This is a genomic window from Corynebacterium antarcticum, from assembly GCF_016595285.2.
In the GTDB taxonomy this organism is placed as follows: Bacteria; Actinomycetota; Actinomycetes; order Mycobacteriales; family Mycobacteriaceae; genus Corynebacterium; species Corynebacterium antarcticum.
This window is the reverse complement of sequence record NZ_JAENIP020000004.1, coordinates 69,227-94,271: the sequence shown is the minus strand read 5'-3', so window position 1 is coordinate 94,271 and position 25,045 is coordinate 69,227. Positions and strand designations below refer to the sequence as shown.

Genomic DNA, 25,045 nt, shown 5'->3' with positions numbered 1-25,045 from the left:
CGTGCCTGGGACGCCGGATCCGGGTCCTTTAGTACATTGGTATCCATGAACGACGCCGATGAGACAGCGACAGCCCCCGGGACAGGTCCGGACCAGGGTCGACAGCAGAACGACATCTGGCAGGTGGCGCTGGTTGTTCTGGTTGTGCTCGCGGTGGTCGCCGTCGTGGTGATGCTGTTCACCGGTAGCGACGTGGCGTTGAAGATCAGTGTTGTCGCGGCACTCTGGGCCGCGGTCCTCGGGATAATCCTCGTCGCCCGTTACCGAGGTCAGGTCGCCGCGGTGGAACGTGAGCGGGAGCTCGCGGAGCGGGAGTACGAGGAGGACCTCCGGATCGAAACCGCCGTGCACCGGGAGCAGGAACACATTCTCCAGCAGAGCTACCTCGAATCCCTGGACGAGTACCGGGACACCGCCCTCGCCGAGATCCGTGAACAACTCGAGGCCATGCGGGCGCAGCTGGAGGAGCTCAGCGGGCAGACCTGGAGCTACGAACCCGCCGCCCTGCAGGCCGAGGCCCGTCGGATCCAGGAGCTGCTGGCCGGGCCGGCCCGGGCCGCGGACGACTCCGGGCGCCACAGCTATCCCGGAGTGGACGCCGCGGAAGCACAGGCCCCGGTCCGCGCGGAACCCGCGGTGTCGGAGGTGTCCGCGGACGGGGAGCCCCGGGACATCCGGGATGTCGAGGAGGTCGAGGAGGTCGCCCCCGAGGATCACGCTCCGGTCACCCCGCCGGTCCGGTCCGCCGGTGCGGCGGACGCCGACGTCCCGGCCGCCACCGGATCACACTCACCGTCAGCGGCCGCGGCCCGCCAGCCGGAACCCGCCGCCGGGGCCCCGGAGGATGCGACGATCACAACCGTCCCCCCGGATGGTGACTCACCCGCTGACGACGCCGTCGACGAGGAGGACACCACCGGGGCCTTCGCCCCCGTGTCCAGGCCCTCCTGGTTGACCTCACCGTCGGCCCTGAAGCCGAATCCCCTGATCACCGGCGGGTCCGTGCCGGGAGGTGGGGTACCCACCGACGCCAGCTACCTGATCGCAGGCGGCTCCCGGGACGCGGAACAGCACGCCTCCTCCGCCGCGGCCTCCGGACCGGCGGCGGAGGAGGCGCCACCGTGGCCCGCCGCCACCGGTGCGGATTCCAGTTCCCACGGGGCCCACGGAGCCCACGGGGACAAGGGTTTCGACACCGGCGCCATGGGGACGGTTCCCTGGGACGCCTCCGGGCACTCGGCATCCCGGTCCGCGCCGCACGCTGCGCCGCCCGCCGGTTCCCCGGACGAACGTCGGGACGCCGGGCACGACGCCGAGGTCCCCCGACACGGACGGCGTCGCCGGGACGAGCGTGGCGGCGGCATCTCGGTCGCCGAGCTACTGGAGAATCTCCGCGACAACGCGGACGACGATCAGTGACTCCGCCGCGGCTGAGGATCGGGTTCTACGGAACCGACGGGATAGCTGCGGGACTGGCCGAACGGTTGACCGGCATCGGACACAGGGTCGTCGCCGCCGTCGACCCCCGGCGAACCGACATCCGGTTCCGGTTTCCGGCCGGTGGTGGGGTGGCGACGGAGATCGGGGCGTTACGGCGGTGCGAACTCGTTCTCATCTGTGTGGCCGACGAGGATCTCCCGGCCGCGGTCGGGGAGCTGATCCCGCACGTGGGAGGCACACAGATGATCGCCCATCTGTGCGCCTCCCAGGGCACGCGGGCGCTCGGCCCCCTCGCCGACGAGGTGGCGCTGGTGATGGCGCTCCACCCGTGCGTGTACCCCGTCGGCTCCCCGGACAAGGCGGGTGTGCTCCGCGACGCTGACGCTCTGGAATCGGTGCCGTGGCTCATAACAGCCGATCCCGGTCCGCCGGAGGGCGTGGCTGAGGTTTTCGTGGCCGAGCTCGGTGGATGGCCCGTCCCCGTGCCGGAGAACGAGCGACCGGCGTTCGCCGCCGGGCTGCAGCACGCCACGGAGCATCTGATGACGGTGGTCGATGACGCGTGTTCCATGATCGACGAGGCATACTTCCGCAGCGGCGGCCCGCAGGAGGGGATCGGGCGAGCGCTGCTCCGGCAGACGTCGCGCAGGGTGCTCGAGGTGGCACTCGCGGATCCGGACCACAGCGTGCCCGGGCCGGTCTACCGGGCGTCCGTGGACACGGTCCGCCGGCAGCACGATCTGGGGATCCCGGACAGTGCGACGGCCCGGAGCTACCGTGACCTGGCCCGGCGGACCGCGGAGCTCACCCCGTTCGGGGACATCGACATCGAGTTGTGGGCGGACCGGCCTTCCGGCGGCGATCACGGACGCGAGGAATGACCGGATTACCCCCGGTTGGGGTCCCTCTTTAGGTGGGGTTATTCGTGCAGATCGTCACATATTTCGGCGTCTGATCTGTGGCGCTTCACGCCAACATGGCTGCTCGGCGCCGCTTTTCCTGTGCGACGCCTCTCCCGGCGGCGGAGACCGGGATGTCGTCGCCATGGTAAACCCGAATCCCGGATGCCGATTTTGCATAGGCTCAAGACGTGCAACTGACCCGGTTCTCCGATCTCGCCCTGCGGACCCTCATGCGTCTCGGGGAGGCCTCCGCAGTCGGTGCCGACCGTGTGACGGTGGCCGACCTGGCCGCCGCCATCGAGGCGCCCGACACCCACGTCGCCAAGGTCGTGTCCCGACTGGCCAAGCTGGGCGTCGTACGCAGCATTCGCGGCCGGTCCGGCGGGGTTCTCCTCTCAGAGTCGGCACCGGCCCACAGCGTCGGTGCCCTGCTCCGCGAGCTGGAACCGAAATCACCCGTGATCGACTGCTCGGCACCGACCCCCTGCCCGTACCTGGAGGGGGACTGCCTGTTGCGGCACCGGCTCGCCGACGCCACGGAAGCCTTCTACCGGAGCCTGGATGATCTCCGCGTCGCGGACCTCATCGCCGACGCCGCACGAGACCGGCGGGGCGCCGTCCCCCTGGGTCTGCCGCACTCCCACTGACCCCGCCCGCGCGGGCGTGCCGCCCCACGCCGCAACGGATCATCAACCGAGGAGCAACCAGCTCATGTTCGTGACCACCCAGCCCGACACCTCCCGCACGCTGTCCGAGAAGAACGCCGACATCGTCCGCGCGACGCTGCCCGTGATCGGCGCGCACATCAACGAGATCACCCCGATCTTCTACGACAAGATGTTCACCGCGCACCCGGAGCTGATCAGCGACCTGTTCAACCGGGGCAACCAGGCCGCCGGTGAACAGCCGAAGGCGCTCGCCGCGTCGATCGCCACCTTCGCCACCATGCTCGTCGACCCCGACGCCCCGGACCCGGTCGAGATGCTCGGCCGCATCGGCCACAAGCACGTCTCCCTCGGCGTGACCCGCGACCAGTACCAGATCGTCCACGACAACCTCTTCGCCGCCATCGTCGACGTCCTGGGGGACGCGATCACCCCGGAGATCGCCGGCGCGTGGGACGAGGTCTACTGGCTCATGGCCGACGTGTTGATCGACTTCGAGGAGGACCTCTACGCCTCCGACGGCGTCGAGCCGGGGGAGGTGTTCCGCAAGGTGACCGTCACCGAGAAGTACGACCTCTCCGGCGACGTGACCGTCTACACCCTGAGCGGTGACCTCTCGGTCCCGCGTCCGGGTCAGTACACCTCGGTCGGGGTGAAGCTGGATGACGGTGCCCGTCAGCTGCGCCAGTACTCCATCATCGGCGGCGACGCCACGAAACTGACCATCGCGGTCCGCCGCGAGGGCGAGGTCTCCGGGTTTCTCCGCGACCGCGTGGACGTCGGGGACACCATCCAGGCGACCCTGCCCGCCGGTGACCTCGTCCTCGACGACGCCGACAATCCGGTCGTCCTCGTGTCCTCCGGTATCGGATCCACGCCGATGACCGGCATGCTGCACCACCTCGCGACGACCGGTTCGTCCCGTCCGGTCACCGTCCTGCACACCGATGTCGACGAGGAGCACTTCGCACAGCGCGAGCAGATGGCCGCGTACGTCGCCGAGATTCCCGGCGCCACGATGGAGGTCCGCTACCGCTCCGCCGGCGAGCGGATCGACATCGCGGAGCACCTGCCCGCCGGCGCAACCGTGTACCTGTGCGGCGGCAACGGCTTCCTGCAGGCGCTGCGCGACCAGATCGCGGCCCTGCCCGCCGACCGCGCGCCGAAGGCGGTGCACTTCGAGCTGTTCTCCCCGAACGACTGGCTCATCAGCTAGCGACGCCCGGGAGGTGATCGGCGCACACGTATCGACTACGCTGGCGGGATGTGACTGACACGAAGAAGAACCCCACCGTGACCACGCCCGACGCCGATGACGTCCCGGAGCAGCTCCGCATCCGCCGTGAGAAGCGGAGCCGGCTGCTCGACGCCGGCGTCGAGGCCTACCCGGTGGAGGTGAAGCGCAGCACGTCCATCGCGGATCTGCGGGACCGCTACCGGGTTCTCCCCGGGGACGCCGACGAGGCCGCGGCCGTCGAACGCGAGGACGGCGTCACCTACCTCGAGAAGGGGCAGGAGACCGACGACATCGTCTCCGTCGCGGGCCGGGTCATCTTCGTGCGCAACACCGGAAAGCTCTGCTTCGCCAGCATCCAGGACGGCGACGGCACCCAGGTGCAGGCCATGCTCTCCCTCGCGGAGATCGGTGAGGAGGCGCTCGCGGGCTGGAAGAGCGACGTCGACCTCGGCGACTTCGTCTCCGTCACCGGCCGGGTCATCTCCTCCCGACGCGGCGAGCTCTCCGTCATGGCCTCGGAGTGGCAGATGGCCTCGAAGTCGCTGCGCCCGCTGCCCGTCGCCCACAAGGACCTGAGCGAGGACACCCGCGTCCGGCACCGCTACACCGACCTGATCATGCGTCCCGCGGCCCGGGAGAACGCGCTGACCCGGATCAGGGTCATGCGCGCACTGCGCCACCACCTGGAGGACGAGGGCTTCCTCGAGGTCGAGACCCCGATGCTGCAGACCCTGCACGGCGGCGCCGCCGCCCGCCCCTTCCAGACCCACTCCAACGCCCTCGACATCGACCTCTACCTGCGCATCGCGCCGGAGCTCTACCTCAAGCGCTGCGTCGTCGGCGGCATCGACCGCGTCTTCGAGGTCAACCGTAACTTCCGCAACGAGGGCGTCGACTCCTCCCACAGTCCCGAGTTCGCCATGCTGGAGACCTACCAGGCGTGGGGCACATACGACGACGGCGCGGAGACCATCAAGAATCTCATCCAGGCCGTCGCCACCGAGGTGATCGGCTCCACCACGGTCACCCTCGCCGACGGCACGGAGTACGACCTCGGCGGGGAGACGTGGCAGACCCTCGAGATGTACCCCTCGCTCAACGAGGCGCTCGCCCGGAAGTACCCCGGGCAGCCCGAGGTCACCGTGGACAGCACCGTCGATGAGCTGAAGGCCATCGCGGAGGTGATCGGCCTGCAGGTCCCGCAGAACGCCGGCTGGGGCCACGGCAAGCTCGTCGAGGAGATCTGGGAGGTGCTCTGCGAGGACCAGCTCCACGGCCCCGTCTTCGTCCGCGACTTCCCCGTCGAGACCTCCCCGCTGACCCGCCAGCACCGCGACAAGCCCGGGGTCACCGAGAAGTGGGACCTCTACGTCCGCGGCTTCGAACTGGCCACCGGCTACTCCGAACTCATCGACCCCGTCATCCAGCGGGAGCGCTTCGTCGACCAGGCCCGACTCGCCGCCGACGGCGACGACGAGGCGATGGTCCTCGACGAGGACTTCCTCACCGCGATGGAGCAGGGCATGCCCCCGACCGCCGGATGCGGCATGGGCATCGACCGGCTGCTCATGGCGCTGACCGGTCTCGGGATCCGGGAGACGATCCTGTTCCCGATGGTCAAGCCCGAGCCCAGGCAGTAGCACCCCGCCACGACGAACGGCCCGGCGTCTCCCGTGGGAGGGTGCCGGGCCGTCTCCGGTTTCCGGGCTCAGCCCCGGCCCTCCGGCAGTTCGAAGTACCGCGTCGGCCGCAGCCGCGGGATCACGAGCCGCTCGATCAGCCCGAGAACCAGCATGAACACGATGAAGATCACGTAGATCACCGCGGTCGTGGTCACCGACCTGGCTAGACCGATCTCCGTGGCGTTCATGAAGTCGTAGGGGTAGTAGCCACCGGTGGCCTGCGCCCGCCAGAACGTCCAGGCCGTCCAGACCGCCGGGATGATCAGCGCACCGAGCAGGGTGCGCGTTCGCACGTCCGGTCGTTTCCGCTGCGCCATGTGGAGCAGCCAGATCACCGGGAGCAGGACCGGCATGATGCCGTGGATGATGGGTGCGGTGAACGCCTGGGTGCCGGTGTTCGGCGAGCCGTCCGCGATCAGCAGGTGGTACACCAGCCCCGTCGCCATGAGCATGATCGTCGCGTCCAGCCTGAGCACGGCCCCCAGCCAGCCGCCGTCGCGGCCCCGGACGAACCAGAACGCGTAGGAGAGGCCCGCCGCGGCACCGATGATGTTCGACCACAGGGTGAAGTACGAGTAGTAGGCGAGGAGTTTCTCGCCGGTGGCTCCGAACTCGGGGTAGTCGGTGAATGGGGTGGTGGCCGCGCCGTAGCCACCGACGGCAGCGGCACTCACGCCGAGGAGCGCCGCCACGAGTCCCAGGAACCGGATCACTGAGGATGTCATTTGGCTGACCTTACAACACACCGTGAGCGGCAATCGACGGGTTGACCCGGAATCCGTCCGGAAACGGTGCTCCCGGGCCGTGTTCGCTACCGGCGTACAGCGGATCGTGGAGGTGCGAAAATACTGTCTCACCTGCGGTCCGGTTCACGTTCCCCGTTGAGTTGCGCCGCCTGGGGCGCACCATCGCAGGATGGGCGGAATGTCGGCGCCCGTACGCAGGTTACAGTGGTGGCACTAACACCCAGCGATTCCAGGGGAGAGATATGTTCGAGAGGTTTACCGACCGCGCCCGCCGCGTCATCGTCCTGGCTCAGGAGGAGGCGCGGATGCTGAACCACAATTACATCGGCACCGAGCACATCCTCCTGGGACTGATCCACGAGGGCGAGGGCGTCGCGGCGAAGGCGCTCGAGTCCATGGGTATCTCACTGGACGCCGTCCGCCAGGAGGTCGAGGAGATCATCGGTCACGGCACCCAGCCGCACACCGGTCACATCCCCTTCACCCCGCGGGCCAAGAAGGTCCTCGAGCTCTCGCTCCGCGAGGGACTGCAGATGGGCCACAAGTACATCGGTACCGAGTTCCTGCTCCTCGGTCTCATCCGGGAGGGCGAGGGCGTCGCCGCCCAGGTGCTGGTCAAGCTGGGCGCCGACCTGCCGCGTGTCCGCCAGCAGGTCATCCAGCTGCTGTCCGGGTACGAGGGCAGCCAGGGTGATTCCCCCGAGGGGGGTCCCAGCGGGCCGGAAGCCGTCGGTGCGGGCGCCAATCCCACGGGCCGCACGGGCGGTCCGGCCGGAGAGCGCTCGAATTCGCTGGTCCTCGACCAGTTCGGCCGCAACCTGACCATCGCGGCGAAGGAGGGCAAGCTCGATCCGGTCGTCGGTCGCGAGAAGGAGATCGAGCGGATCATGCAGGTCCTCTCCCGTCGGACGAAGAACAACCCGGTGCTCATCGGCGAGCCCGGTGTCGGCAAGACCGCCGTCGTCGAGGGACTGGCACTGGACATCGTCAACGGCAAGGTCCCGGAGACCCTGAAGGACAAGCAGGTCTACTCGCTCGACCTCGGTTCCCTCGTCGCCGGTTCCCGCTACCGCGGTGACTTCGAGGAGCGCCTGAAGAAGGTGCTCAAGGAGATAAACCAGCGCGGCGACATCATCCTGTTCATCGATGAGATCCACACCCTCGTCGGCGCGGGTGCCGCGGAAGGCGCGATCGACGCGGCCAGCCTGCTCAAGCCGAAGCTGGCCCGCGGCGAACTGCAGACCATCGGTGCGACCACGCTCGACGAGTACCGCAAGCACATCGAGAAGGACGCCGCCCTCGAGCGCCGCTTCCAGCCCGTCCAGGTTCCCGAGCCGAGTGTCGAGATGACCATCGAGATCCTCAAGGGACTGCGCGACCGCTATGAGGCGCACCACCGGGTCTCCATCACGGACGGTGCGCTCGCCGCCGCGGCGAACCTCTCGGACCGCTACATCAACGACCGCTTCCTGCCCGACAAGGCGGTCGACCTCATCGACGAGGCGGGCGCCCGCATGCGCATCAAGCGGATGACCGCGCCCGAGGGGCTGCGCGAGATCGACGAGCGCATCAACGACGTGCGCCGCGAGAAGGAGGCGGCCATCGACGAGCAGGACTTCGAGAAGGCCGCCGGTCTGCGCGACAAGGAGCGCAAGCTCGGGGAAGAACGCGCGGAGAAGGAGAAGCAGTGGCGCTCCGGCGACCTCGAGGAGGTCGCCGAGGTCGGTGAGGAACAGATTGCCGAGGTGCTGGGCAACTGGACCGGGATCCCCGTGTTCAAGCTCACCGAAGAGGAGTCCTCCCGGCTGCTGCGCATGGAGGATGAGCTGCACAAGCGGATCATCGGCCAGGATGACGCCGTCAAGTCCGTCTCCCGGGCGATCCGGCGCACCCGTGCCGGACTGAAGGACCCCAAGCGCCCCAGCGGTTCGTTCATCTTCGCTGGCCCGTCCGGCGTCGGCAAGACGGAGCTGTCCAAGGCGCTGGCGAACTTCCTGTTCGGTGAGGATGACGCCCTCATCCAGATCGACATGGGCGAGTTCCACGACCGCTTCACCGCCTCCCGCCTCTTCGGTGCACCCCCCGGGTACGTCGGCTACGAGGAGGGCGGCCAGCTCACCGAGAAGGTGCGCCGCAAGCCGTTCTCCGTCGTGCTCTTCGACGAGATCGAGAAGGCACACAAGGAGATCTACAACACCCTCCTGCAGGTGCTGGAGGAGGGCCGTCTCACCGACGGTCAGGGCCGGGTCGTCGACTTCAAGAACACGGTCCTCATCTTCACCTCGAATCTGGGGACCCAGGACATCTCCAAGGCCGTCGGAATGGGCTTCTCCGGCAGCGGTGCGATGGGGGTCGAGGGCCAGTACGAGCGGATGAAGCAGAAGGTCAACGACGAGCTGAAGAAGCACTTCCGCCCCGAGTTCCTCAACCGTATCGACGATGTCGTGGTGTTCCACCAGCTCACCGAGGAACAGATCGTCGAGATGGTCGACCTCATCGCCGCCCGCGTCACCAAGGCGCTGCACGCCAAGGACATGGATCTCGAGCTCACCGACAAGGCCAAGCGACTGCTGGCCAAGCGCGGTTTCGACCCGGTGCTCGGTGCCCGTCCGCTGCGCCGCACGATCCAGCGGGAGATCGAGGACACCCTGTCCGAGAAGATCCTGTTCGGCGAGCTCGGCGCCGGCGAGATCGTCACCGTCGACGTCGAGAACTGGGACGGCGAATCCAAGGCGACCGACGCCACCTTCACGTTCACCCCGCGGCCGAAGCCGCTGCCGGAGGACGAGAAGTTCAGTGAGATCAGCGTCGAGGCAGCCGAGGCCATCAAGGACGTCTCCGACGCCGCCGACGGGGACGTCCCCGAGGGCGACTCCGCCCGGGAGATCGAGTCGGAGAACGTCATCGAGTCCGCCGAGCACGTCGAGAACCCGGACCACCCGGATCAGAACAAGGGGCGGAACTCCGCCCCCGGCGGTGATGACGACGGCGACACCGGGGCCGGCGGCGGGCAGGCGCCCGCGGGCACCGTCTAGCTGCCGCTGACGCACCACGGCAGGGCCCCGCCCGGAGTCACGGACTCCGGGCGGGGCCCTGCTCCGTGTTCGACGTGCGGATCCCGGACTGTCGGGGGAATCGGCCGCGAGGCGGTTCCGCCCACCAGCCCCGACCGGACCCGGAACGGAGGGAGGGCGAGCTCCACCGTGCGATCGATCACGGGCGTGCGACGGGCTCGGGGCCGTGACGAGCTCCCCGAGCCCGTGGTGTCACGTGTGCGCCGGAGGGCAGGATTCTCCCGCCGCCCCGGGTGCGGTCGTTCCCGGTGAATCGCACCGGCGGATCAGGCCGGTCGCGGGTGGCGCCCCGGGTGGTCGTAGAATCGGGTGGCGCGGTGTTCCCACCGGAGAATCCGGTACAGACGGACCGTGGAACACCCGGGTATGTCCGATCGGACATGCCCACCAATCGAGCACGCAGGAGAACCAGTGGGGCTGAACTACCGTCGACGCAAATCACTCGGCAAGGGCACGTGGCTCAATCTCTCGGGATCCGGGGCGTCCGTGTCCAAGCGGTTCGGTCCGCTCACGGTCAACTCCCGGGGCCGGGTCTCGCTCCGGCTCCCGGGCGGACTCAACTGGCGCGGGCGCTGGCGCTGAGCCCGCCCGGTGACGGGACGATCCACGGAAGACCCGGTGAGACGTGAGGAAGGTGACTGGTTGTGCCGGACGGCAGCCGATCGGACGGTGAACTGCAGCAGCTGATGCAGCTCCAGCAGCAGATGGGACGGGAGGCCGACGCGGTCCTCAGACTCGGCCTGATGATGACGGCCGCGGGGACCGGCGGGTACCGGGTGCTGCGCGCGATGAAGCGGGCCGCCCGGTCCCTCGGTTTCGACCGGCTGGACGCCATCGTGTCCGTCAACACGATCACGTGCACGTTCCACCGCGGCGACATGTTCCGCACCGTCGTCGCGAACCACCACGAGCCTTCGGTCGACGCCTCCCGGATCGAGGCCCTGGAGGACCTCACCCACCACATGCACCGCCGGTTCACGGTGGCGGAGCTCAACCACCGGCTCGACGTCATCGAACGCACCGTGGTCAAACGCTGGTCCCGCCTGCTGCTCGCCCTGGCGGCGGGTGTCGCCTGCGCCTCCTTCGCGGTGCTCAACCGCTATCCCGCCAGTGAGGCCGCGGTTGTCGCGGTCTCGGCGGCGTGCGGGCAGTTCGTCCGGGTGTCCCTCGGTCGCCGCCACTTCAACCAGCTCGGTACCGTGTCCGCGGCTGGCGCCGTGGCGTGTCTGGTGTACTGGGCGGTCACCGCGCTGATCGGGATGATCGCGGACACCGACACGACCTCCTTCGCCGCGGGATACGTCGCCGCGGTCCTGTTCCTCATCCCGGGGTTCCCGCTGTTCTCGGCGCTGTTGGACCTGACCCGTTTCGACATCACCGCGGGCATCTCCCGGTTGACCTATGCGGTGAGCGTCATCGTCACCGCGACGATCTCCGTCGGGATGGTCAGTCTCGTCACCGGACTCAACCCACTGCCCGCGAGCCCCGGGCCACCGTCCCCGGCGTGGTGGGTGGCGGCCGCCGCAGCGAGCTTCCTGGGCGTCGCGGGGTTCGCGTTGCTGTTCAACTGCTCGCGCCGCATGGTGCTGCTCGGGGCTTCCGTCGCGACGGTCGCGAACATGGCCCGGCTCGTGCTCGTGTTCCACCACGTGCCGCAGCACCTCGCGGCCTTCATCGCAGGTGTGCTCGTCGGCGTCATCGCCGCGCTGATCCACCGGTCCGCCCGGGTCCCGCGGATCACCGTGACGGTGCCGGCCTCGGTCATCATGATCCCCGGTGTCGCCATGTACACCTCGATGTATGCGTTGAACACAGGGGACATGGACCTCGCGATGTCGGCGGCCGCCTCGGCTGCGCTGGTCGTCGTCTGCATAGCGGCGGGGCTGGCGCTCGCCCGGATGCTCACGGACCCGGACTGGGCTTACGGTCGGACCATAGACCTGCACAAGCAGCTCACCGATCCGGCGGAGCACCCCGGCGGGGCAGACCTATCCGACCTTCCCCGTACTCCTCGGCGAGACCGTCGCTGAGGAGACTGAGCAGCGCGCGGGCGCGTTGGGCTTCATCGGGCCACACGGCGTCCACCTCGCGGCGTTCGACCGGCCCGTCCGCGTCCCGCAGCACCGCCATGATCTTCCCCCGCACCTGGCGGTCCGTGCCCGCGAACTTCTGCACCCGCTTCTTCGCCGCCCCCAGCTCGTCCCCGGTGGGTGCGGGGCATCCGGCCCGCTGCCACGCGCACTCCGCCCGCACCGGGCACGCGTTGCAGTCCGGGCGTGCCGCGGTGCACACCAGGGCCCCGAGCTCCATCAGCGCCACCGAGAACCGGGGGACCAGCTCAGGATCGGGGGGCAGTATCGATTCGACGTCGTCGAGGTCGCGACGTCGTGGGGTTCCGGGGAGAAAACGCCCTTCCACCAGCCGCCGGTACACCCGTCGAACATTGGTGTCCACCACCGGAACGGGTCTCCCGTACGCGAACGCGGCCACGGCCCGCGCGGTGTAGTCACCGATCCCGGGGAGTGCGAGCAGCTCATCGACGTCGTCGGGGACCCGGCCACCGTGCCGGGTGGCGATCACCGCCGCGCACTCCTGCAGGCGCAGGGCCCGCCGGGGATAGCCGAGCCGCCCCCAGGCCCGCAGTACCTCATCGGTGCCGGCGGCCGCCAGGTCCGCCGGGGTCGGCCAGCGGCGCATCCACTCGCACCAGATCGGTTCCACCCGGCGGACCGGGGTCTGCTGGCTCATCACCTCGGACAGCAGCACCCCCCATGCCCCCGTCGAGGGGGTGCGCCAGACGAGGTCACGCCGGTTGGCGTCGTACCAGCGCAGGAGGGTTCGGGTGATCACAAGGGCAGGAGTCTATCGGGTTCCGGGCCCCGGTCACACATCGTCCATTATGTCCCGCGGCGGATCCCGACGGTGCACAATTGAGTCATGACGAACACCCTTTCACCGGATGAAGACCGGACCCCCCGAAACCCGAAGGCCGTGTGGGCCGCGTTGATGGAGGGCAACCGTCGTTTCATGAACTTCTCGGTGGAACGCCCGAACCAGGACGCCCTGCGCCGCAGTCAGCTCACCCAGGGGCAGGAACCGTTGGCCGTGGTCCTCGCCTGCTCCGACTCGCGGGTACCCGTGGAGCTCATCTTCGACCAGGGTCTCGGCGACGTCTTCGTCATCCGCACCGCGGGCGAGATCATCGACCTCGCGGTCCTCGGCTCGCTGGAGTACGCGGTGGAATCCCTCCACGTCCCGCTCGTCGTCGTCCTCGGGCACGAGTCCTGCGGTGCCGTCGGGGCGACGATGGCGGCACTGGACGGGCACGAGATCCCCGGTGGGTTCCAGCGCGTGCTCATCGAGAAGGTCAGCCCCTCGATCCTCGACGCCCGGGCGGCGGGACGCCGCACCATCGAGGAGTTCGAGGCGCACCACGTGGCCGAGACGGTCGACCAGGTCCTGTCCCGGTCACCCGAGATCAAGGCCCGGGTGTCGAAGGGGACGTGCGGCATCGTCGGTGTCCGGTACCGGCTGTCCGACGGGATGGCGGAGCCCGTGGTCACCATCGGTGTCAACGACGACTGACAAAACAAGCGGGGACACGCCGCAGGACTGACACCTGTGCGGCCCGGGTCCGCATAGACTCAGGCTCGTGGACAACAGAAACCGTCGACTGCCCAGAGAGATCTACATCCGTCGCCGGGTGGCGGCGGGTGTCGTGCTGCTCATCGTCGTGTTCCTGGTCGGGTGGCTGATCATGGCGCTCGCCGGCGGGGACGACCCGCAGCCGACCGCGGCGGAGGGAACGGGGACCACCACCTCCACCCGGGAGACGGCGGCCACGGAGACCTCCCGGACGTCCACCGGCTCCACCACCGACGGCGGAACCTCGACGGCCGCGACCACGGGGAAACGGTCCGCCGACGAGTCGAAGAAGGACAAGCCGTACGCCGGGTCGGACTCCACCGCGCCGACGACGACGGAGCAGGCTCCGTCCGAGCGGAAGAAGACCTGCGAGCTCAGTGACCTCATCGTCACCGCGACCTCCGATCAGGCCGCGTACGCGCCCGACGCCCAGCCCAGCTTCTACATGGCGGTGAAGAACCCCACCGCCGCCGACTGCGAGATCGATCTCGGGGAGAACGTCCTCCGCTTCGAGGTGTACGACCTGGCCACCAACCGCCGGGTCTGGTCCGACGTCGACTGCAACCCCGCCGTGGATGTCACCGAGCGGACGTTCCCCGCGGGGGAGGAGCGCTACTACGAGGCCGTCTGGTCCCGGACCAATTCCGCACCGGGCAGCTGCGGGGACCGGACACAGGTGCCGGCCGGCGGCTACTACCTGCACACCCTCATCGGCGGCAACCACTCGGATGCGCACCCGTTCAACCTGATGTGACGCCGCGGCGCTCAGCCGAGCGCGGCGATCGCCTCCCCGATGGTGCCCACCCGCGTTATCCGCATCCCCGGAACACTGAGGTCGTCCCCGGCCGGCACGATCGCGGACACGTAGCCCAGGCGCGCGGCCTCCTGCAGTCGCCGCCGTAGATCCGGGACCCGCCGGATCTCCCCGGCCAGACCGATCTCACCCAGCACCACGGTCTTGGGTGCTATCGGACGACCGTCCATCGCGGACACGGTGGCGAGTGCGACCGCGAGATCCGCCGCCGGTTCCCCGACCTTCATCCCTCCCACGGTCGCGATGTAGACCTCCCGGTCGAAGGACGGCCGACCGGCCCGCGCCGAGAGAACCGCGAGCACCATCGGAACCCGGGTCGCGTCGAGGCCGGTGACGGCCCGTCGGGGATTCTTCGACTGGGTCGGCACCAGGAGGGACTGGACCTCCGCGAGTATCGGACGGACCCCGTCCATCGCGACCGTCACCGCGGTCCCGTCGGGGGTGGAGTCACGGTGGGACAGGAACAGTCCCGAGGGGTCCTCCACCTCCCGGATCCCGTCCCCTGTCTGCTCGAAACACCCGACCTCGTCGGTGGCCCCGAACCGGTTCTTGATGCCGCGCAGCATCCGCAGCGAGGAATGCCGGTCACCCTCGAAGGTCAGGACCACATCGACCAGGTGCTCGAGCACCCTCGGGCCGGCGACGGACCCGTCCTTGGTGACGTGACCGACGAGAAGCACGGGGATGCCGGAGGTCTTAGCGAGGGTGGTCAGTGCGGCGGTGGTGGCGCGGGACTGGGCGACACCGCCCGACACCCCCTCGACCCCGCTGACGTGCATGGTCTGGACGGAATCCACGATGAGCAGACTCGGCTTGAGCTGCTCGACGTGACCGAACACGACGTCGAGATCCGATTCCGCGGCGAGGTACAGCGTCGGTTGGAGGCCCCCGGTGCGTTGGGCGCGCATCCGTACCTGGCCCGCGGATTCCTCGGCGGTGATGTAGAGGGCCGTCCGGGTGTCGGCGGACAGATCGTCCGGGCCGGCCTTCGCGGAGGGCTGGGCCGCCCAGCGGGCGGCCACCTCCAGCAGGAGCGTCGACTTGCCCACGCCGGGTTCGCCCGCGAGAAGCACCACGGAGCCCGGGACGATGCCGTCGCCGAGCACCCGGTCGAGTTCGCCGATACCGGTGGACACCGTCGTCGCGGTCGCCGGGTCGATACGGCTGATCGGTACCGCGGGCGACGTCGGGGTCAGTCCGGTCGGGAGGTTCCCGCCGACCGCGGCACCGGCCCCGCCCGCCGCTGCCCGGGACTCGGTGAGGGTGCCCCACCCGCCGCAGTCCGGGCAGCGTCCCAACCACTTCGGTGTGCTGTAGCCGCACTCTGAGCAGGTGTGCACGCTGCGGGGTTTCTTCGCCATGGGAACCACCCTAACGCGTGGGCCCGACACGGCTGCGAAAGGGTGTTCGAACCGGGTGGGGGCGCGAAAACGGCCACTCCCGCTTCAGGGAGTGGCCGTTTCGTGAAGGGGATCAGGGGTCAGTGCCCGGAATGCCCCTCGTGGCCGTCGCCCTTCCCCTCGGGCCGGTCGATGTCGGCCGGTGTGAGGGTGGGGGCGGAGATGGTCGCGGTGACGTCGATGGTCTGGCCGTCGTCGAAGGTGAATACGACATCGGCGTTGCCGCCCGGTGGGAACCCCTTGTCCCTGACCGCGGTGACCACCTGGGTGATGCAGATACCGTCGCCGACCTCGGGCAGGGTGTCCAGGTGCGCCCGGGACCCGGCGACGATGGAGCAGTCACGGTTGAGCTCGGTGTCTCCCCGCAGGCTCACCTTCTCGCCGTCGACGGTGGCGCTCTTCAGGGAGTGGACCGACATGTCGGTGTCCTGATTCACCAGGGTGAACCGGAGGGACGCGGTCGAGGTCCCGTCGACCTCCACGGTGACGTCGCGGACACCCATCTTGCCGTCCGGGGTGTCCGCGCGGGCACCGTCAACCGCGGCGACCTGGCTGGCTGTCTGGGAGATCTGGCCGGAGCTGCAGGCGCCCAAGGTCAGTGCCGCCGCAACGGAGACTAGGGCCGCTGCCGCGCCTTTCACGGTCTTGGTGGTCATCACTTTCAGTGTCCTCCATCGGAAGGCTTTCGGGTAAGGCAGTTGTTGCCCTCACTCTAGCTGCTGTTCAGACTCTCCACACAGTTCAAGGGATCTGAGGAGGGGGAGCGCGGGGGCAATCCTTTGATTGCGTCAACTGTCATCCCCGTGTCCGGTCCGTGGGTGGGTCAAGTGTTTCCGTGACCGGCCAGTGCACCCCACTGCTCCGGGTGTTCGGGGAAAACAGCTGGTTGGGGGCATGCTAGAATCAGCCCCGCAACAGTGACTATTCACCGTGGCGCCGGTGGGCGCAGGAAGGTGCATCAAGTGGGCATGGATTTCAAGGTCGGCGACACCGTCGTCTACCCGCATCACGGCGCTGCCGTGATCGAGGCTATCGAGAGCCGGGAGATCGGCGGCGAGGTGCTCGACTATCTGGTCCTGCAGATCCACCAGTCCGACCTCACCGTCAAGGTCCCCACGAAGAACGCCGAGCTCGTCGGAGTCCGTGACGTCGTCGGTGAAGAGGGCCTGCAGAAGGTCTTCGGTGTGTTGCGCGAGACCGATGTCGAGGAAGCGGGCAACTGGTCCCGCCGCTACAAGGCGAACCAGGAACGGCTCGCCTCGGGCGACGTGAACAAGGTCGCCGAGGTGGTCCGCGATCTCTGGCGCCGCGACCAGGACCGTGGCCTGTCTGCGGGTGAGAAGCGGATGCTCGCCAAGGCGCGGCAGGTGCTCGTCGGTGAGCTCGCGCTCGCCGAGGGCGTCGATGAGGCCAAGGCCGACGACCTGGAGGCCCAGATGGAGGCGACCATCGAGAGGCACAACGCGGCCGGTGCCGGGGACGACTCCGACGTCGTGAAGAAGGCGGACGATGATGTCCCGGGCATCAACCTCGACGACGTCGACCTCGACGCCGACGACGACTAGGCCGTAGCGCGGAGTGTCAGCTTCAGCCGATGACCGTCGGGTGACCACGTTGCTCGCGGCCGCCGGGCGGGGCACCCGATTGGGTGCCCCGGTCCCGAAGGCGTTCGTTCCGCTGCGCGGCATGACCCTCGTGGAGCGCAGCGTCCGGGCCATGGCCACCTCAGGGGTCGTCGATGACGTGATCGTCCTGGTCAGCCCGGACATGGCGGATTACGCCCGCACCATCCTCGAGCGTGCGGGACTCCTCGATGACCCGACCCTGCCCGTCCGTCTGGTCCACGGGGGCGGGGAGCGCGCGGACTCCGTCTGGGCCGGACTCCGGGCCATCGACGCCGACGACGGTGTCGTCGTCATCCACGACGCCGCCCGCGCGCTCACCCCACCCGGGCTCATCGCCCGGGTGGTCCACCGCGTGCGCCGCGGTGAGGTCGCGGTGATCCCGGTGCTCCCGGTGACCGACACCATCAAGGTCGTCGACGGAGACCGGGTCGTGGACACCCCGCCCCGCTCCGATCTCCGCGCCGTCCAGACCCCGCAGGGCTTCGACCTCGCCTCACTGCGGGCGGCGAACATCGCCTACTTCAGCTCGGAGGACCCCGGCTTCACCGCCACCGACGACGCCTCCCTGATGGAATGGGCGGGACACACCGTCACCTGCGTCAAGGGCGATCCCATGGCGCTGAAGGTGACCACCCCCATGGACATGATCCTCGCCCGGCACATCACCGACGAGGCCGAACCGACCATCTTCGAGGTACCCGGTGACTGAGAGCCCCATCATCCCGCGCGTCGGCATCGGCACCGACGCTCACCAGATCGAGGCCGGCAGGGACTGCTGGATCGCCTGCCTGCGGTTCGAGGACGCCGACGGCTGTGAGGGGCACTCCGACGGGGACGTCGTCGCCCACGCGCTCGTCGACGCACTGCTGTCCGCGGCGGGTCTCGGGGACCTCGGATCCTTCGTGGGGGTGGGCCGCGCCGAGTACGACGGAGTCTCCGGTGCCCGGCTGCTCCGTGAGGCACGGGAGCTCCTCGAGTCCAACGGCTGGGCGATCGGCAACGTGGCGGTGCAGCTGATCGGGAACACGCCGAAGATGGGCCCGCGACGGGACGAGGCCCGGGACGCCGTCGCCGGAATCCTCGGCGCCCCGGTCAACATCTCCGCCACCACGACCGACCACATGGGCTTCACCGGACGCGGTGAGGGGCGTGCCGCCGTCGCCACCGCGTTGGTGTACCCTGCGGTCTGAGCCGTCGTCCCACCGCCCGGAATCGGGGGTGCGGCAGATAGGATGGGTGCCGTGACTCTGCGAATCTATGACTCAGCGACCCGTACCCTCCGCGACTTCGTGCCCCTGCGCCCCGGGCACGCCTCGGTGTACCTGTGTGGTGCGACGGTCCAGTCGGTTCCGCACATCGGCCACGTCCGCAGCGGTGTCGCGTTCGACATCCTCCGCAACTGGCTCGAGGCCAAGGGTCTCGACGTGGCGTTCCTGCGCAACGTCACCGACATCGACGACAAGATCATCACCAAGGCCGCCGAGGCCGGTCGCCCCTGGTGGGAATGGGCCGCCACCCACGAGCGCGCCTTCACCTGGGCCTACGACCAGCTCGGTGTACGGCCCCCGTCCCTCGAGCCACGGGCGACGGGCCACGTCACCGAGATGGTCGACTACATGCAGCGGATCATCGACGCCGGCCACGGCTACGCAGCGGACGGCAACGTGTACTGCTCACCGACCACCATCGAGGGGTACGGGAGGATCTCCGGGCAGCGCCTCGACGAACTCGACCAGGGCGAATCGGCGGGCACCGGGAAGCGGGATCCGCGCGACTTCACCATGTGGAAGGCGGCGAAGCCGGGCGAACCGTCCTGGCCGACGCCGTGGGGTGACGGACGTCCCGGTTGGCATCTCGAGTGCTCGGCCATGGCCACCAAATACCTCGGCGGGGAGTTCGACATCCACGGCGGTGGCCTGGATCTGAAGTTCCCGCACCACGAGAACGAGGCCGCCCAGGCGACCGCGGCCGGCGACGGCTTCGCCCGCTACTGGATGCACAACGGCTGGGTCACCATGGCGGGGGAGAAGATGAGCAAATCCCTCGGCAACGTGCTCTCCGTCCCGCACGTCCTCACCCTCGTCCGCCCCGTCGAGCTCCGCTACTACCTCGGCAGCGCCCACTACCGGTCCATGCTCGAGTACTCCGAGCAGACCCTCGCCGACGCCGCAACCGGCTACCGCCGCATCGAGTCATTCCTCGACCGGGTCGGTCCCGTCGAGCGCACCACCTGGACCGACCGTTTCGCCGCCGCGATGGACGACGATCTCGGCGTTCCCGCCGCCCTCGCCGAGGTGCACAACGCGGTCCGCGCCGGGAACAGCGCACTCGCCGCGGGGGACCGGGATGAGGCGGTTCGCCTCGCGGGTCAGATCCGTGCGATGATGGCCATCCTCGGTGTCGACCCCCAGTCCGATACCTGGACCGCCTCCCGGACCGCGTCCGCCGGCACCGACGACGCGGCGGGAAAGGCCCTGGACACCCTGATCCGGGCTGAACTCGACCGCCGTACCGCCGCCCGAGCGGCCAAGGACTGGGCCACAGCAGATGAGGTGCGTGACCGCCTGACGGCGGCGGGCATCGAGATCACCGACACCGCCGACGGCCCACAGTGGTCGCTGCGCACCAACACCGACGACAAGTAAGGCCCCTGAAGCACCATGGCTGGAAATTCCAAGCGCACCGGAGCGGTGCGCAAGACCGACAAGAAGAACCCCCAGGTCGGATCCGGTGGCCAACGCCGTCGTGGTCTCCGGGGCAAAGGCCCCACCCCGAAGGCGGAGGACCGCACCTACCACCCCGCGCACAAGCGGAAGAAGGAGGCGGAGCGCCGCGCACGCGGCCGCCACGTCAAGGAGGAGACCACCGAGCTCGTCGTGGGGCGCAACCCCGTCGTCGAGTGCCTGCGCGCCAAGGCCCCGGCCAACGCCCTCTACGTGGCCCTCGGCACCGAGAGCGACGAGCGTCTGACGGAGGCCGTGCAGCTCGCCGGCCACCGCGGCATCTCCATCATCGAGGTGCCGCGCACCGACCTGGACCACATGACCGGCAACGGCATGCACCAGGGCATCGGTCTGCAGATGCCGCCGTTCCGCTACTCGACGGTCGAGGACCTCATCGACCGGGTCAACGAGAGGGGCGAGCCCGGCCTCATCGTCTGCCTCGACAACGTCACCGACCCCCGCAACCTCGGCGCGGTCATCCGCTCCGTCGCGGCGTTCGGTGGCCACGGCGTCGTCATCCCGGAGCGCCGCTCGGCGTCGGTCACCGCCGTCGCCTGGCGGACCTCCGCGGGCACCGCGGCCCGCCTCCCGGTCGCGAAGGCCACCAACCTGACCCGGACCCTCAAGCAGTTCCAGAAGGCCGGCTACCAGGTCGTCGGCCTCGACGCCGGAGGGGACCACACCCTCGACACCTACGACGGGACCGGCCCCACGGTCGTCGTGGTCGGCAGCGAGGGCAAGGGCATCTCCCGCCTCGTCGGCGAGACCTGCGACGTCACCCTGTCCGTGCCCATGGCCGACTGGGTGGAATCACTCAACGCGTCCGTCGCCGCGGGCGTCGTGCTCAGTGAGTTCGCCCGTCAGCGTCGTGCGCAGCTGAGGTGACGCAACACCGTCCGTGACGGACACGAGAAACGGCCCCACCGGTGTCACGGTGGGGCCGTTTCTCACTCATGCGCGGTGGCCGCTAGACCGTCGGCTCGGTCCGCGTCGGCTCCGGGGCGTGGTCACCGATCTCCTGCAGTCCCCCCTGGGTGCGGAGCCGGAGGGCGTCCTCGTCCCGCTGCGCCGTCCGGCCCCGTAGGTACCCGATGAGACGACAGACGAGGTAGATCACGAACGAGATGGTGGTGACGAAAACGCTCACCGGTAGCCCGGGCGCGAGCGAGATGACGAAACCACCGAGCGCGGCCACCTCGGCGAACACGGTCGACAGCACGACCGCGCGCACCGGACTCGACGTGACCTGCGCGGCCGCGGCCCCCGGCGTGATCAGCAGGGAGATCACCAGCAGAGCACCGACGATCTGCACCCCCTCCGCGGCGGAGAGCCCGACGAGGACCGCGAATCCGACCGCGACCAGGTGCACGTTGACACCGGCCGCGGCGGCCATCTGCGGGTCCGCGGAGGCGAAAAGGATCGGCCGCCAGAACAGCACGACGCACCCGACGACCAGGGCCGTGATTCCGGCCAGCAGCCACACCGAGCTCGACTGCACGCCGACGATCTGTCCGGTGAGCAACGCGAAGGCGTTGGATGACCGCCCCGGGTACAGATGGATGAACAGCACGGACAGTCCCATGCCGAAACTCAGGACCACGCCGACGGCCGTGTCCTGCTGGCGCATGCCGAGCAACGCGAGAACGATGGCCGCCACGATGGAGCCCACCACGGCACCGACACCGACATTGACGCTGAGCAGGAGCGCGGCCGAGGCGCCCATGAGGGCGAGTTCGCTCGTGCCGTGAACGGCGAAGGACATCCGGCGCAGCACGATCAGCGGGGCCATGATCCCGGAGAGGATGCCGAGCAGTCCCGCGGCGATCAGGGAGTCCCGCACGAAGTCGACGCCGAGCAGGTAGCGCGTGTCGGTGATGAACTGGGTCATGTCCATGGTTGTTCCTCGGGTCGGTTGGGATCGGTGGGTCGGGTCAGAGGACGATGAGTCGGCCGTTGACCTCTGCGACCTCGACGCGCGTGCCGTAGAGCTCGGAGAGCGTCTCGGAGCGCATCACCTCGGACACGTCCCCGAGCACGTGCCCGTACGGGGCGAGGTAGAGCACCCTGTCAACGACCCGCAGGACCGGGTTGATGGAGTGGGTGACGAAGACGACCGCCGTCCCGGCCTCCCGGCGCCGGCGGTCGATGAGGTCCACGGTGCGTTGCTGCACACCCATGTCGAGGGAGAGCAGTGGCTCGTCGCAGAGCAGGAGTTGGGGATCGTTGGCCAGCGCCTGCGCCTGGCGCACCAGCTGCTGCTGGCCGCCCGACAGGTTGCCCACCCGCCGGTCCGCGATCCCCGTCGCCCCGACCTCCCGGAGCAGTTCCTCGACGGCCCCGCGCCTCACCCGACGCCGCCTGACCACACCGTGTGCGGCGGACAGGTTCACGAGGTCCCGGGCGCGGAGGGGGAGATCGGGGGAGAACATCCGCTGCTGGGGGATGAACCCGGTCCGCGCGTCCACCGAGACCGTGCCGCGGGTGAGCCTGCGGGTCCCGGTGACCGTGTGCAGCAGCGTCGACTTCCCGGCGCCGTTGGGCCCGAGAACCGCCAGGAACTCGCCGGGCTCGACCGTCAGATTCAGATCCGAGAAGAGCGGGTCGACGGCGGCGCCGGTGAAGGTGAGGACCATGATCGTGGTTCTTTCTGATCAGAGGTCCGGGAGGGCGTCCCGGACAGCAGTTGAGCCTTCCACGCGGAAGATGACTCCGTGTGGAAGGCTACAGGGTGGAGCGGGGGCGGTCGGGAATCAGTTCTTCCTGACCTGGTCCGCGCCGGTCTTCAGACGCTCGACGGCACCGCTGAAGAAGTCGAAGAAGTTCTCGCCGCGTGACGGGGTCTCGAAGACCTCCACCACCGGGATACCGAGTCCCCGGGCCTCGTCACGGAGACGTTCGGTCGAATCGGTGGCGGTCTGCGGGTTGAAGATCAGGAGGTCGATCTCACCGTTCTTCAGTGCCTCGGTGAAGGCGGCGTAGTCGGCGGCGGTGGGCTCGGATTCCTTGAGGGTGGCCGTCCGGTAGCCCTCGGGAGTGGCCTCGGTCAGGGGGGAGTGCTCCACGATGTAGTCCGCGATGGGTTCGGTCTGGGCGACGCGGACCGCCGGGAGGGAGTCCATCTCACCCTCGAGCGCGGAGAGCTTCTCCTCCAGCTTGTCGGTGTCGACCTTCGCGTCGGGACGCAGTTCGGAGACCCGTTCGGCGAGCTCGGCGCCGACCTCCTCGACGGCGTGCGGGTCGTACCAGATGTGCTCATTCACGAGATCGCCGTGATCATGTCCGTGGTCGTGGTCGTGATCGTGCCCGTGGTCGTGCTCGTGATCATGTCCGTGGTCGTGGTCGTGATCGTGCTCGTGATCGTGATCGTGCTCGTGATCGTGCCCGTGGTCGTGGTCGTGCACGGTGAGGGGGAGGGCGTGGATGATGATCGACTCATCCATGTTGCGGTACAACCAGGAATCGTATCCGCCGCCACCGACCACGATCAGGTCGGCCTCCTGGGCCAGTGCCATGTCGGCCGCCGTCGGTTCGAACGAGTGGGGATCCACGGAATCGCCGACGATGATGGCCCGGATGTCGGCGTCCTGGTCGGAGACGACCATGTCCGCGACGTCGGCCCAGATCTGGGTGGAGGTGACGATGTTGAGTTTGTCGCCGCTGTCAGGGGCCGCGGTTTCACCGGACTGTTGCGCCGCTGTCGTGGACTCCGGTGCGGGATTCTCGTTTCCCGGTGCGCAACCGGCGGTGGCCATGACCATACCGGTCGCGAAGAGTGTCGCACCTGCGGTCCGGGCGGGGTGGTTCCGGAGATTGCGGAGGAGGGGACGGAAGCTACTGTTGATCATGAAACCCAGTTTCAGACAAATGACAACCTTTGTCAAGTTTATGATCATTTAACTGACCTCGGATCAGTGGCCGGTGCGTGCCTGCATCGGCTCCCGGTGAACCTGGGTGCTAGGTTTCTAGCATGGCAAAACGTAATCGGCAGCGCGGTACGCTCGCGTCTCTGGCCGCCGAACTCGGGGTGTCGAGGACAACCGTCTCCAACGCCTACAACCGCCCGGAGCAGCTCTCCACGGCCCTGCGGGAGAAGATTCTCGCCACCGCGGAACAGCGCGGTTATCCGGGTCCGCACCCGACGGCCCGATCGCTGCGGACCCGCCGGGCGGGGGCCATCGGTGTGCTGTTGACCGAGCACCTGACCTACGCCTTCGAGGATCTCGCCTCCGTCGACTTCCTCGCGGGGATGGCCGAGGCCTCCTACGGAGGAAACACCTGTCTCACCCTGGTCCCGGTCGGCCCCGACAGCTCCGTCGATGTCGCCGCGGCCGCCCAGCTCGTGAACCAGCCCGTCATCGACGGATTCGTCGTCTACTCGGTCGCGGCCGACGACCCGTACCTGCAGGCGGCCCGGAACCGCAGGCTCCCGCTCGTCATCTGTGACCAGCCCGCCGATGAGACCGGGCTCCCGTTCGTCGGTATCGACGACCGTGCGGCGATCGCGCCCGCCGCGCAGGCCCTCATCGACGCGGGACACCGGCGGATCGGGATTCTCTCGATCCGCCTCGACCGGCGGAAGAACGACGGCCCGGTGTCACCCGAACGGCTGCGGAACGCCGGCCTGCACGTGCAGCGCTCCCGGGTTCTGGGGGCGCTGGACGTCTTCGCCTCGGCGGGCATCGATCCGGCCACCGTGTCCGTGATAGAGCGGCACATCAACGACCGGGCGAACAACATCGACGCCGCCCGGGAGCTCCTGGAGACCCACCCGGATCTCACGGCCGTGCTCTGCACCACCGACTCCATGGCACTCGGTGTCCTCGACTACTGCGCGGATCACGGGATCTCCGTACCGGACCGGCTGTCGGTCACGGGATTCGACGGAATCGTCACCGCCGTGGCCCGGGATCTGACCACCGTGATCCAGCCGAACCGGGAGAAGGGGGCCGCGGCGGGACGGATGCTCTTCCGGCTCATCGAACAGCGGCTGTCGGACGAGGAGCCACCCGCGGGGGAGTCGCTGCGTGAGCTGCTCGAAACGACGTTCAGGCCCGGCGGCACGGTCGCGGCGCCCCGGTCCACGGACTGAGCG

General features: G+C 68.9%; 23 protein-coding genes. 16 read left to right on the top strand and 7 right to left on the bottom strand.

What is annotated here, in order from left to right; translation table 11 throughout:
* Nucleotides 1–45: 45 nt before the first annotated feature.
* From JIM95_RS10060 to lysS, 5 genes are all read left to right on the top strand, one after another.
* Nucleotides 46–1,419: a DUF6779 domain-containing protein gene (locus JIM95_RS10060; protein ID WP_200256595.1), complete on the top strand. Its 1,374-nt coding sequence runs from the start codon at nucleotides 46–48 to the stop codon at nucleotides 1,417–1,419.
* A complete protein-coding gene (locus tag JIM95_RS10055) occupies nucleotides 1,416–2,321 on the top strand; it encodes a DUF2520 domain-containing protein (RefSeq protein ID WP_200256597.1) in 906 nt (301 codons plus the stop codon). Before JIM95_RS10060 ends, JIM95_RS10055 begins: the two co-directional genes overlap by 4 nt.
* Nucleotides 2,322–2,530: 209 nt before the next feature.
* Nucleotides 2,531–2,989, top strand: a complete 459-nt coding sequence (locus JIM95_RS10050) for an RrF2 family transcriptional regulator (RefSeq protein ID WP_200256599.1) — start codon at nucleotides 2,531–2,533, stop codon at nucleotides 2,987–2,989.
* A gap of 64 nt (nucleotides 2,990–3,053) precedes the next feature.
* A complete protein-coding gene (locus JIM95_RS10045; RefSeq protein WP_200256601.1) occupies nucleotides 3,054–4,223 on the top strand; it encodes a globin domain-containing protein in 1,170 nt (389 codons plus the stop codon).
* Nucleotides 4,224–4,273: 50 nt separating this feature from the next.
* Nucleotides 4,274–5,884: a lysine--tRNA ligase gene (gene lysS / locus JIM95_RS10040; RefSeq protein ID WP_248702963.1), complete on the top strand. Its 1,611-nt coding sequence runs from the start codon at nucleotides 4,274–4,276 to the stop codon at nucleotides 5,882–5,884.
* A 68-nt stretch (nucleotides 5,885–5,952) separates the two neighbouring features.
* On the opposite strand, the gene JIM95_RS10035 is transcribed toward lysS, so the two are convergent.
* Nucleotides 5,953–6,651 carry a Pr6Pr family membrane protein gene (locus JIM95_RS10035; protein ID WP_200256603.1) on the bottom strand — a complete coding sequence of 233 codons (699 nt, stop codon included), beginning with the start codon at nucleotides 6,649–6,651 and terminating at the stop codon, nucleotides 5,953–5,955.
* Nucleotides 6,652–6,914: 263 nt separating this feature from the next.
* Here JIM95_RS10035 and JIM95_RS10030 point away from each other — a divergent pair, with 263 nt between their 5' ends.
* The 3 genes from JIM95_RS10030 (at nucleotide 6,915) to JIM95_RS10020 (ending at nucleotide 11,776) form a co-directional block, all read left to right on the top strand.
* Nucleotides 6,915–9,707 (top strand): ATP-dependent Clp protease ATP-binding subunit, encoded by a 2,793-nt coding sequence (locus JIM95_RS10030; protein ID WP_200256605.1) that lies wholly within the window; start codon nucleotides 6,915–6,917, stop codon nucleotides 9,705–9,707.
* A 450-nt stretch (nucleotides 9,708–10,157) separates the two neighbouring features.
* Nucleotides 10,158–10,328 carry a DUF4236 domain-containing protein gene (locus JIM95_RS10025; protein ID WP_200253495.1) on the top strand — a complete coding sequence of 57 codons (171 nt, stop codon included), beginning with the start codon at nucleotides 10,158–10,160 and terminating at the stop codon, nucleotides 10,326–10,328.
* Nucleotides 10,329–10,450: 122 nt separating this feature from the next.
* A complete protein-coding gene (locus JIM95_RS10020; RefSeq protein WP_198739454.1) occupies nucleotides 10,451–11,776 on the top strand; it encodes a threonine/serine exporter family protein in 1,326 nt (441 codons plus the stop codon).
* Here the strand turns inward: JIM95_RS10020 and JIM95_RS10015 are convergent.
* On the bottom strand, nucleotides 11,700–12,596 hold the full coding sequence (locus JIM95_RS10015) for an HhH-GPD family protein (RefSeq protein WP_248702962.1): 897 nt from the start codon (nucleotides 12,594–12,596) through the stop codon (nucleotides 11,700–11,702). The genes JIM95_RS10020 and JIM95_RS10015 overlap by 77 nt on opposite strands.
* 87 nt (nucleotides 12,597–12,683) lie before the next feature.
* Here JIM95_RS10015 and JIM95_RS10010 point away from each other — a divergent pair, with 87 nt between their 5' ends.
* Both JIM95_RS10010 and JIM95_RS10005 read left to right on the top strand, forming a co-directional pair.
* Nucleotides 12,684–13,331 carry a carbonic anhydrase gene (locus JIM95_RS10010; RefSeq protein ID WP_198739354.1) on the top strand — a complete coding sequence of 216 codons (648 nt, stop codon included), beginning with the start codon at nucleotides 12,684–12,686 and terminating at the stop codon, nucleotides 13,329–13,331.
* A 67-nt stretch (nucleotides 13,332–13,398) separates the two neighbouring features.
* A complete protein-coding gene (locus tag JIM95_RS10005; protein ID WP_200256611.1) occupies nucleotides 13,399–14,145 on the top strand; it encodes a hypothetical protein in 747 nt (248 codons plus the stop codon).
* Between the two features lie 11 nt (nucleotides 14,146–14,156).
* Here the strand turns inward: JIM95_RS10005 and radA are convergent, their stop codons facing one another.
* On the bottom strand, nucleotides 14,157–15,566 hold the full coding sequence (radA, locus tag JIM95_RS10000; RefSeq protein ID WP_200256613.1) for a DNA repair protein RadA: 1,410 nt from the start codon (nucleotides 15,564–15,566) through the stop codon (nucleotides 14,157–14,159).
* Nucleotides 15,567–15,685: 119 nt separating this feature from the next.
* Nucleotides 15,686–16,261 carry a hypothetical protein gene (locus JIM95_RS09995; RefSeq protein ID WP_200256615.1) on the bottom strand — a complete coding sequence of 192 codons (576 nt, stop codon included), beginning with the start codon at nucleotides 16,259–16,261 and terminating at the stop codon, nucleotides 15,686–15,688.
* 312 nt (nucleotides 16,262–16,573) lie between these two features.
* Between JIM95_RS09995 and JIM95_RS09990 the strand changes: the two genes are divergently transcribed.
* Genes JIM95_RS09990 through rlmB form a run of 5 tightly spaced genes read left to right on the top strand, consistent with a single transcriptional unit; the run spans nucleotide 16,574 to nucleotide 20,838 of the window.
* A complete protein-coding gene (locus JIM95_RS09990) occupies nucleotides 16,574–17,170 on the top strand; it encodes a CarD family transcriptional regulator (RefSeq protein WP_200256617.1) in 597 nt (198 codons plus the stop codon).
* 13 nt (nucleotides 17,171–17,183) lie between these two features.
* Entirely contained in the window at nucleotides 17,184–17,939 is a 756-nt protein-coding gene (gene ispD, locus JIM95_RS09985) for a 2-C-methyl-D-erythritol 4-phosphate cytidylyltransferase (RefSeq protein ID WP_410170780.1), read from the top strand.
* The gene (gene ispF, locus JIM95_RS09980) at nucleotides 17,932–18,420 is read left to right on the top strand and encodes a 2-C-methyl-D-erythritol 2,4-cyclodiphosphate synthase (protein WP_200256620.1); all 489 of its coding nucleotides are present in this window, start codon (nucleotides 17,932–17,934) and stop codon (nucleotides 18,418–18,420) included. The genes ispD and ispF overlap by 8 nt, the downstream gene beginning before the upstream one ends.
* A gap of 51 nt (nucleotides 18,421–18,471) precedes the next feature.
* The gene (gene cysS / locus JIM95_RS09975) at nucleotides 18,472–19,875 is read left to right on the top strand and encodes a cysteine--tRNA ligase (RefSeq protein WP_200256627.1); all 1,404 of its coding nucleotides are present in this window, start codon (nucleotides 18,472–18,474) and stop codon (nucleotides 19,873–19,875) included.
* A gap of 15 nt (nucleotides 19,876–19,890) precedes the next feature.
* Nucleotides 19,891–20,838, top strand: coding sequence for a 23S rRNA (guanosine(2251)-2'-O)-methyltransferase RlmB (gene rlmB, locus JIM95_RS09970; protein WP_200256629.1), 948 nt, complete (start codon nucleotides 19,891–19,893; stop codon nucleotides 20,836–20,838).
* A gap of 82 nt (nucleotides 20,839–20,920) precedes the next feature.
* On the opposite strand, the gene JIM95_RS09965 is transcribed toward rlmB, so the two are convergent.
* The 3 genes from JIM95_RS09965 to JIM95_RS09955 all read right to left on the bottom strand — a co-directional run bounded on the left by JIM95_RS09965 (nucleotide 20,921) and on the right by JIM95_RS09955 (nucleotide 23,798).
* The gene (locus tag JIM95_RS09965) at nucleotides 20,921–21,847 is read right to left on the bottom strand and encodes a metal ABC transporter permease (protein ID WP_200256631.1); all 927 of its coding nucleotides are present in this window, start codon (nucleotides 21,845–21,847) and stop codon (nucleotides 20,921–20,923) included.
* Nucleotides 21,848–21,884: 37 nt separating this feature from the next.
* Entirely contained in the window at nucleotides 21,885–22,586 is a 702-nt protein-coding gene (locus JIM95_RS09960; RefSeq protein ID WP_200256632.1) for a metal ABC transporter ATP-binding protein, read from the bottom strand.
* A 117-nt stretch (nucleotides 22,587–22,703) separates the two neighbouring features.
* Nucleotides 22,704–23,798, bottom strand: a complete 1,095-nt coding sequence (locus JIM95_RS09955; RefSeq protein ID WP_200256635.1) for a metal ABC transporter solute-binding protein, Zn/Mn family — start codon at nucleotides 23,796–23,798, stop codon at nucleotides 22,704–22,706.
* Nucleotides 23,799–23,920: 122 nt separating this feature from the next.
* Between JIM95_RS09955 and JIM95_RS09950 the strand changes: the two genes are divergently transcribed.
* Complete coding sequence (locus JIM95_RS09950; protein WP_200256637.1) at nucleotides 23,921–25,042, top strand: LacI family DNA-binding transcriptional regulator; 1,122 nt, start codon at nucleotides 23,921–23,923, stop codon at nucleotides 25,040–25,042.
* The last annotated feature ends 3 nt before the right edge of the window (nucleotides 25,043–25,045 follow it).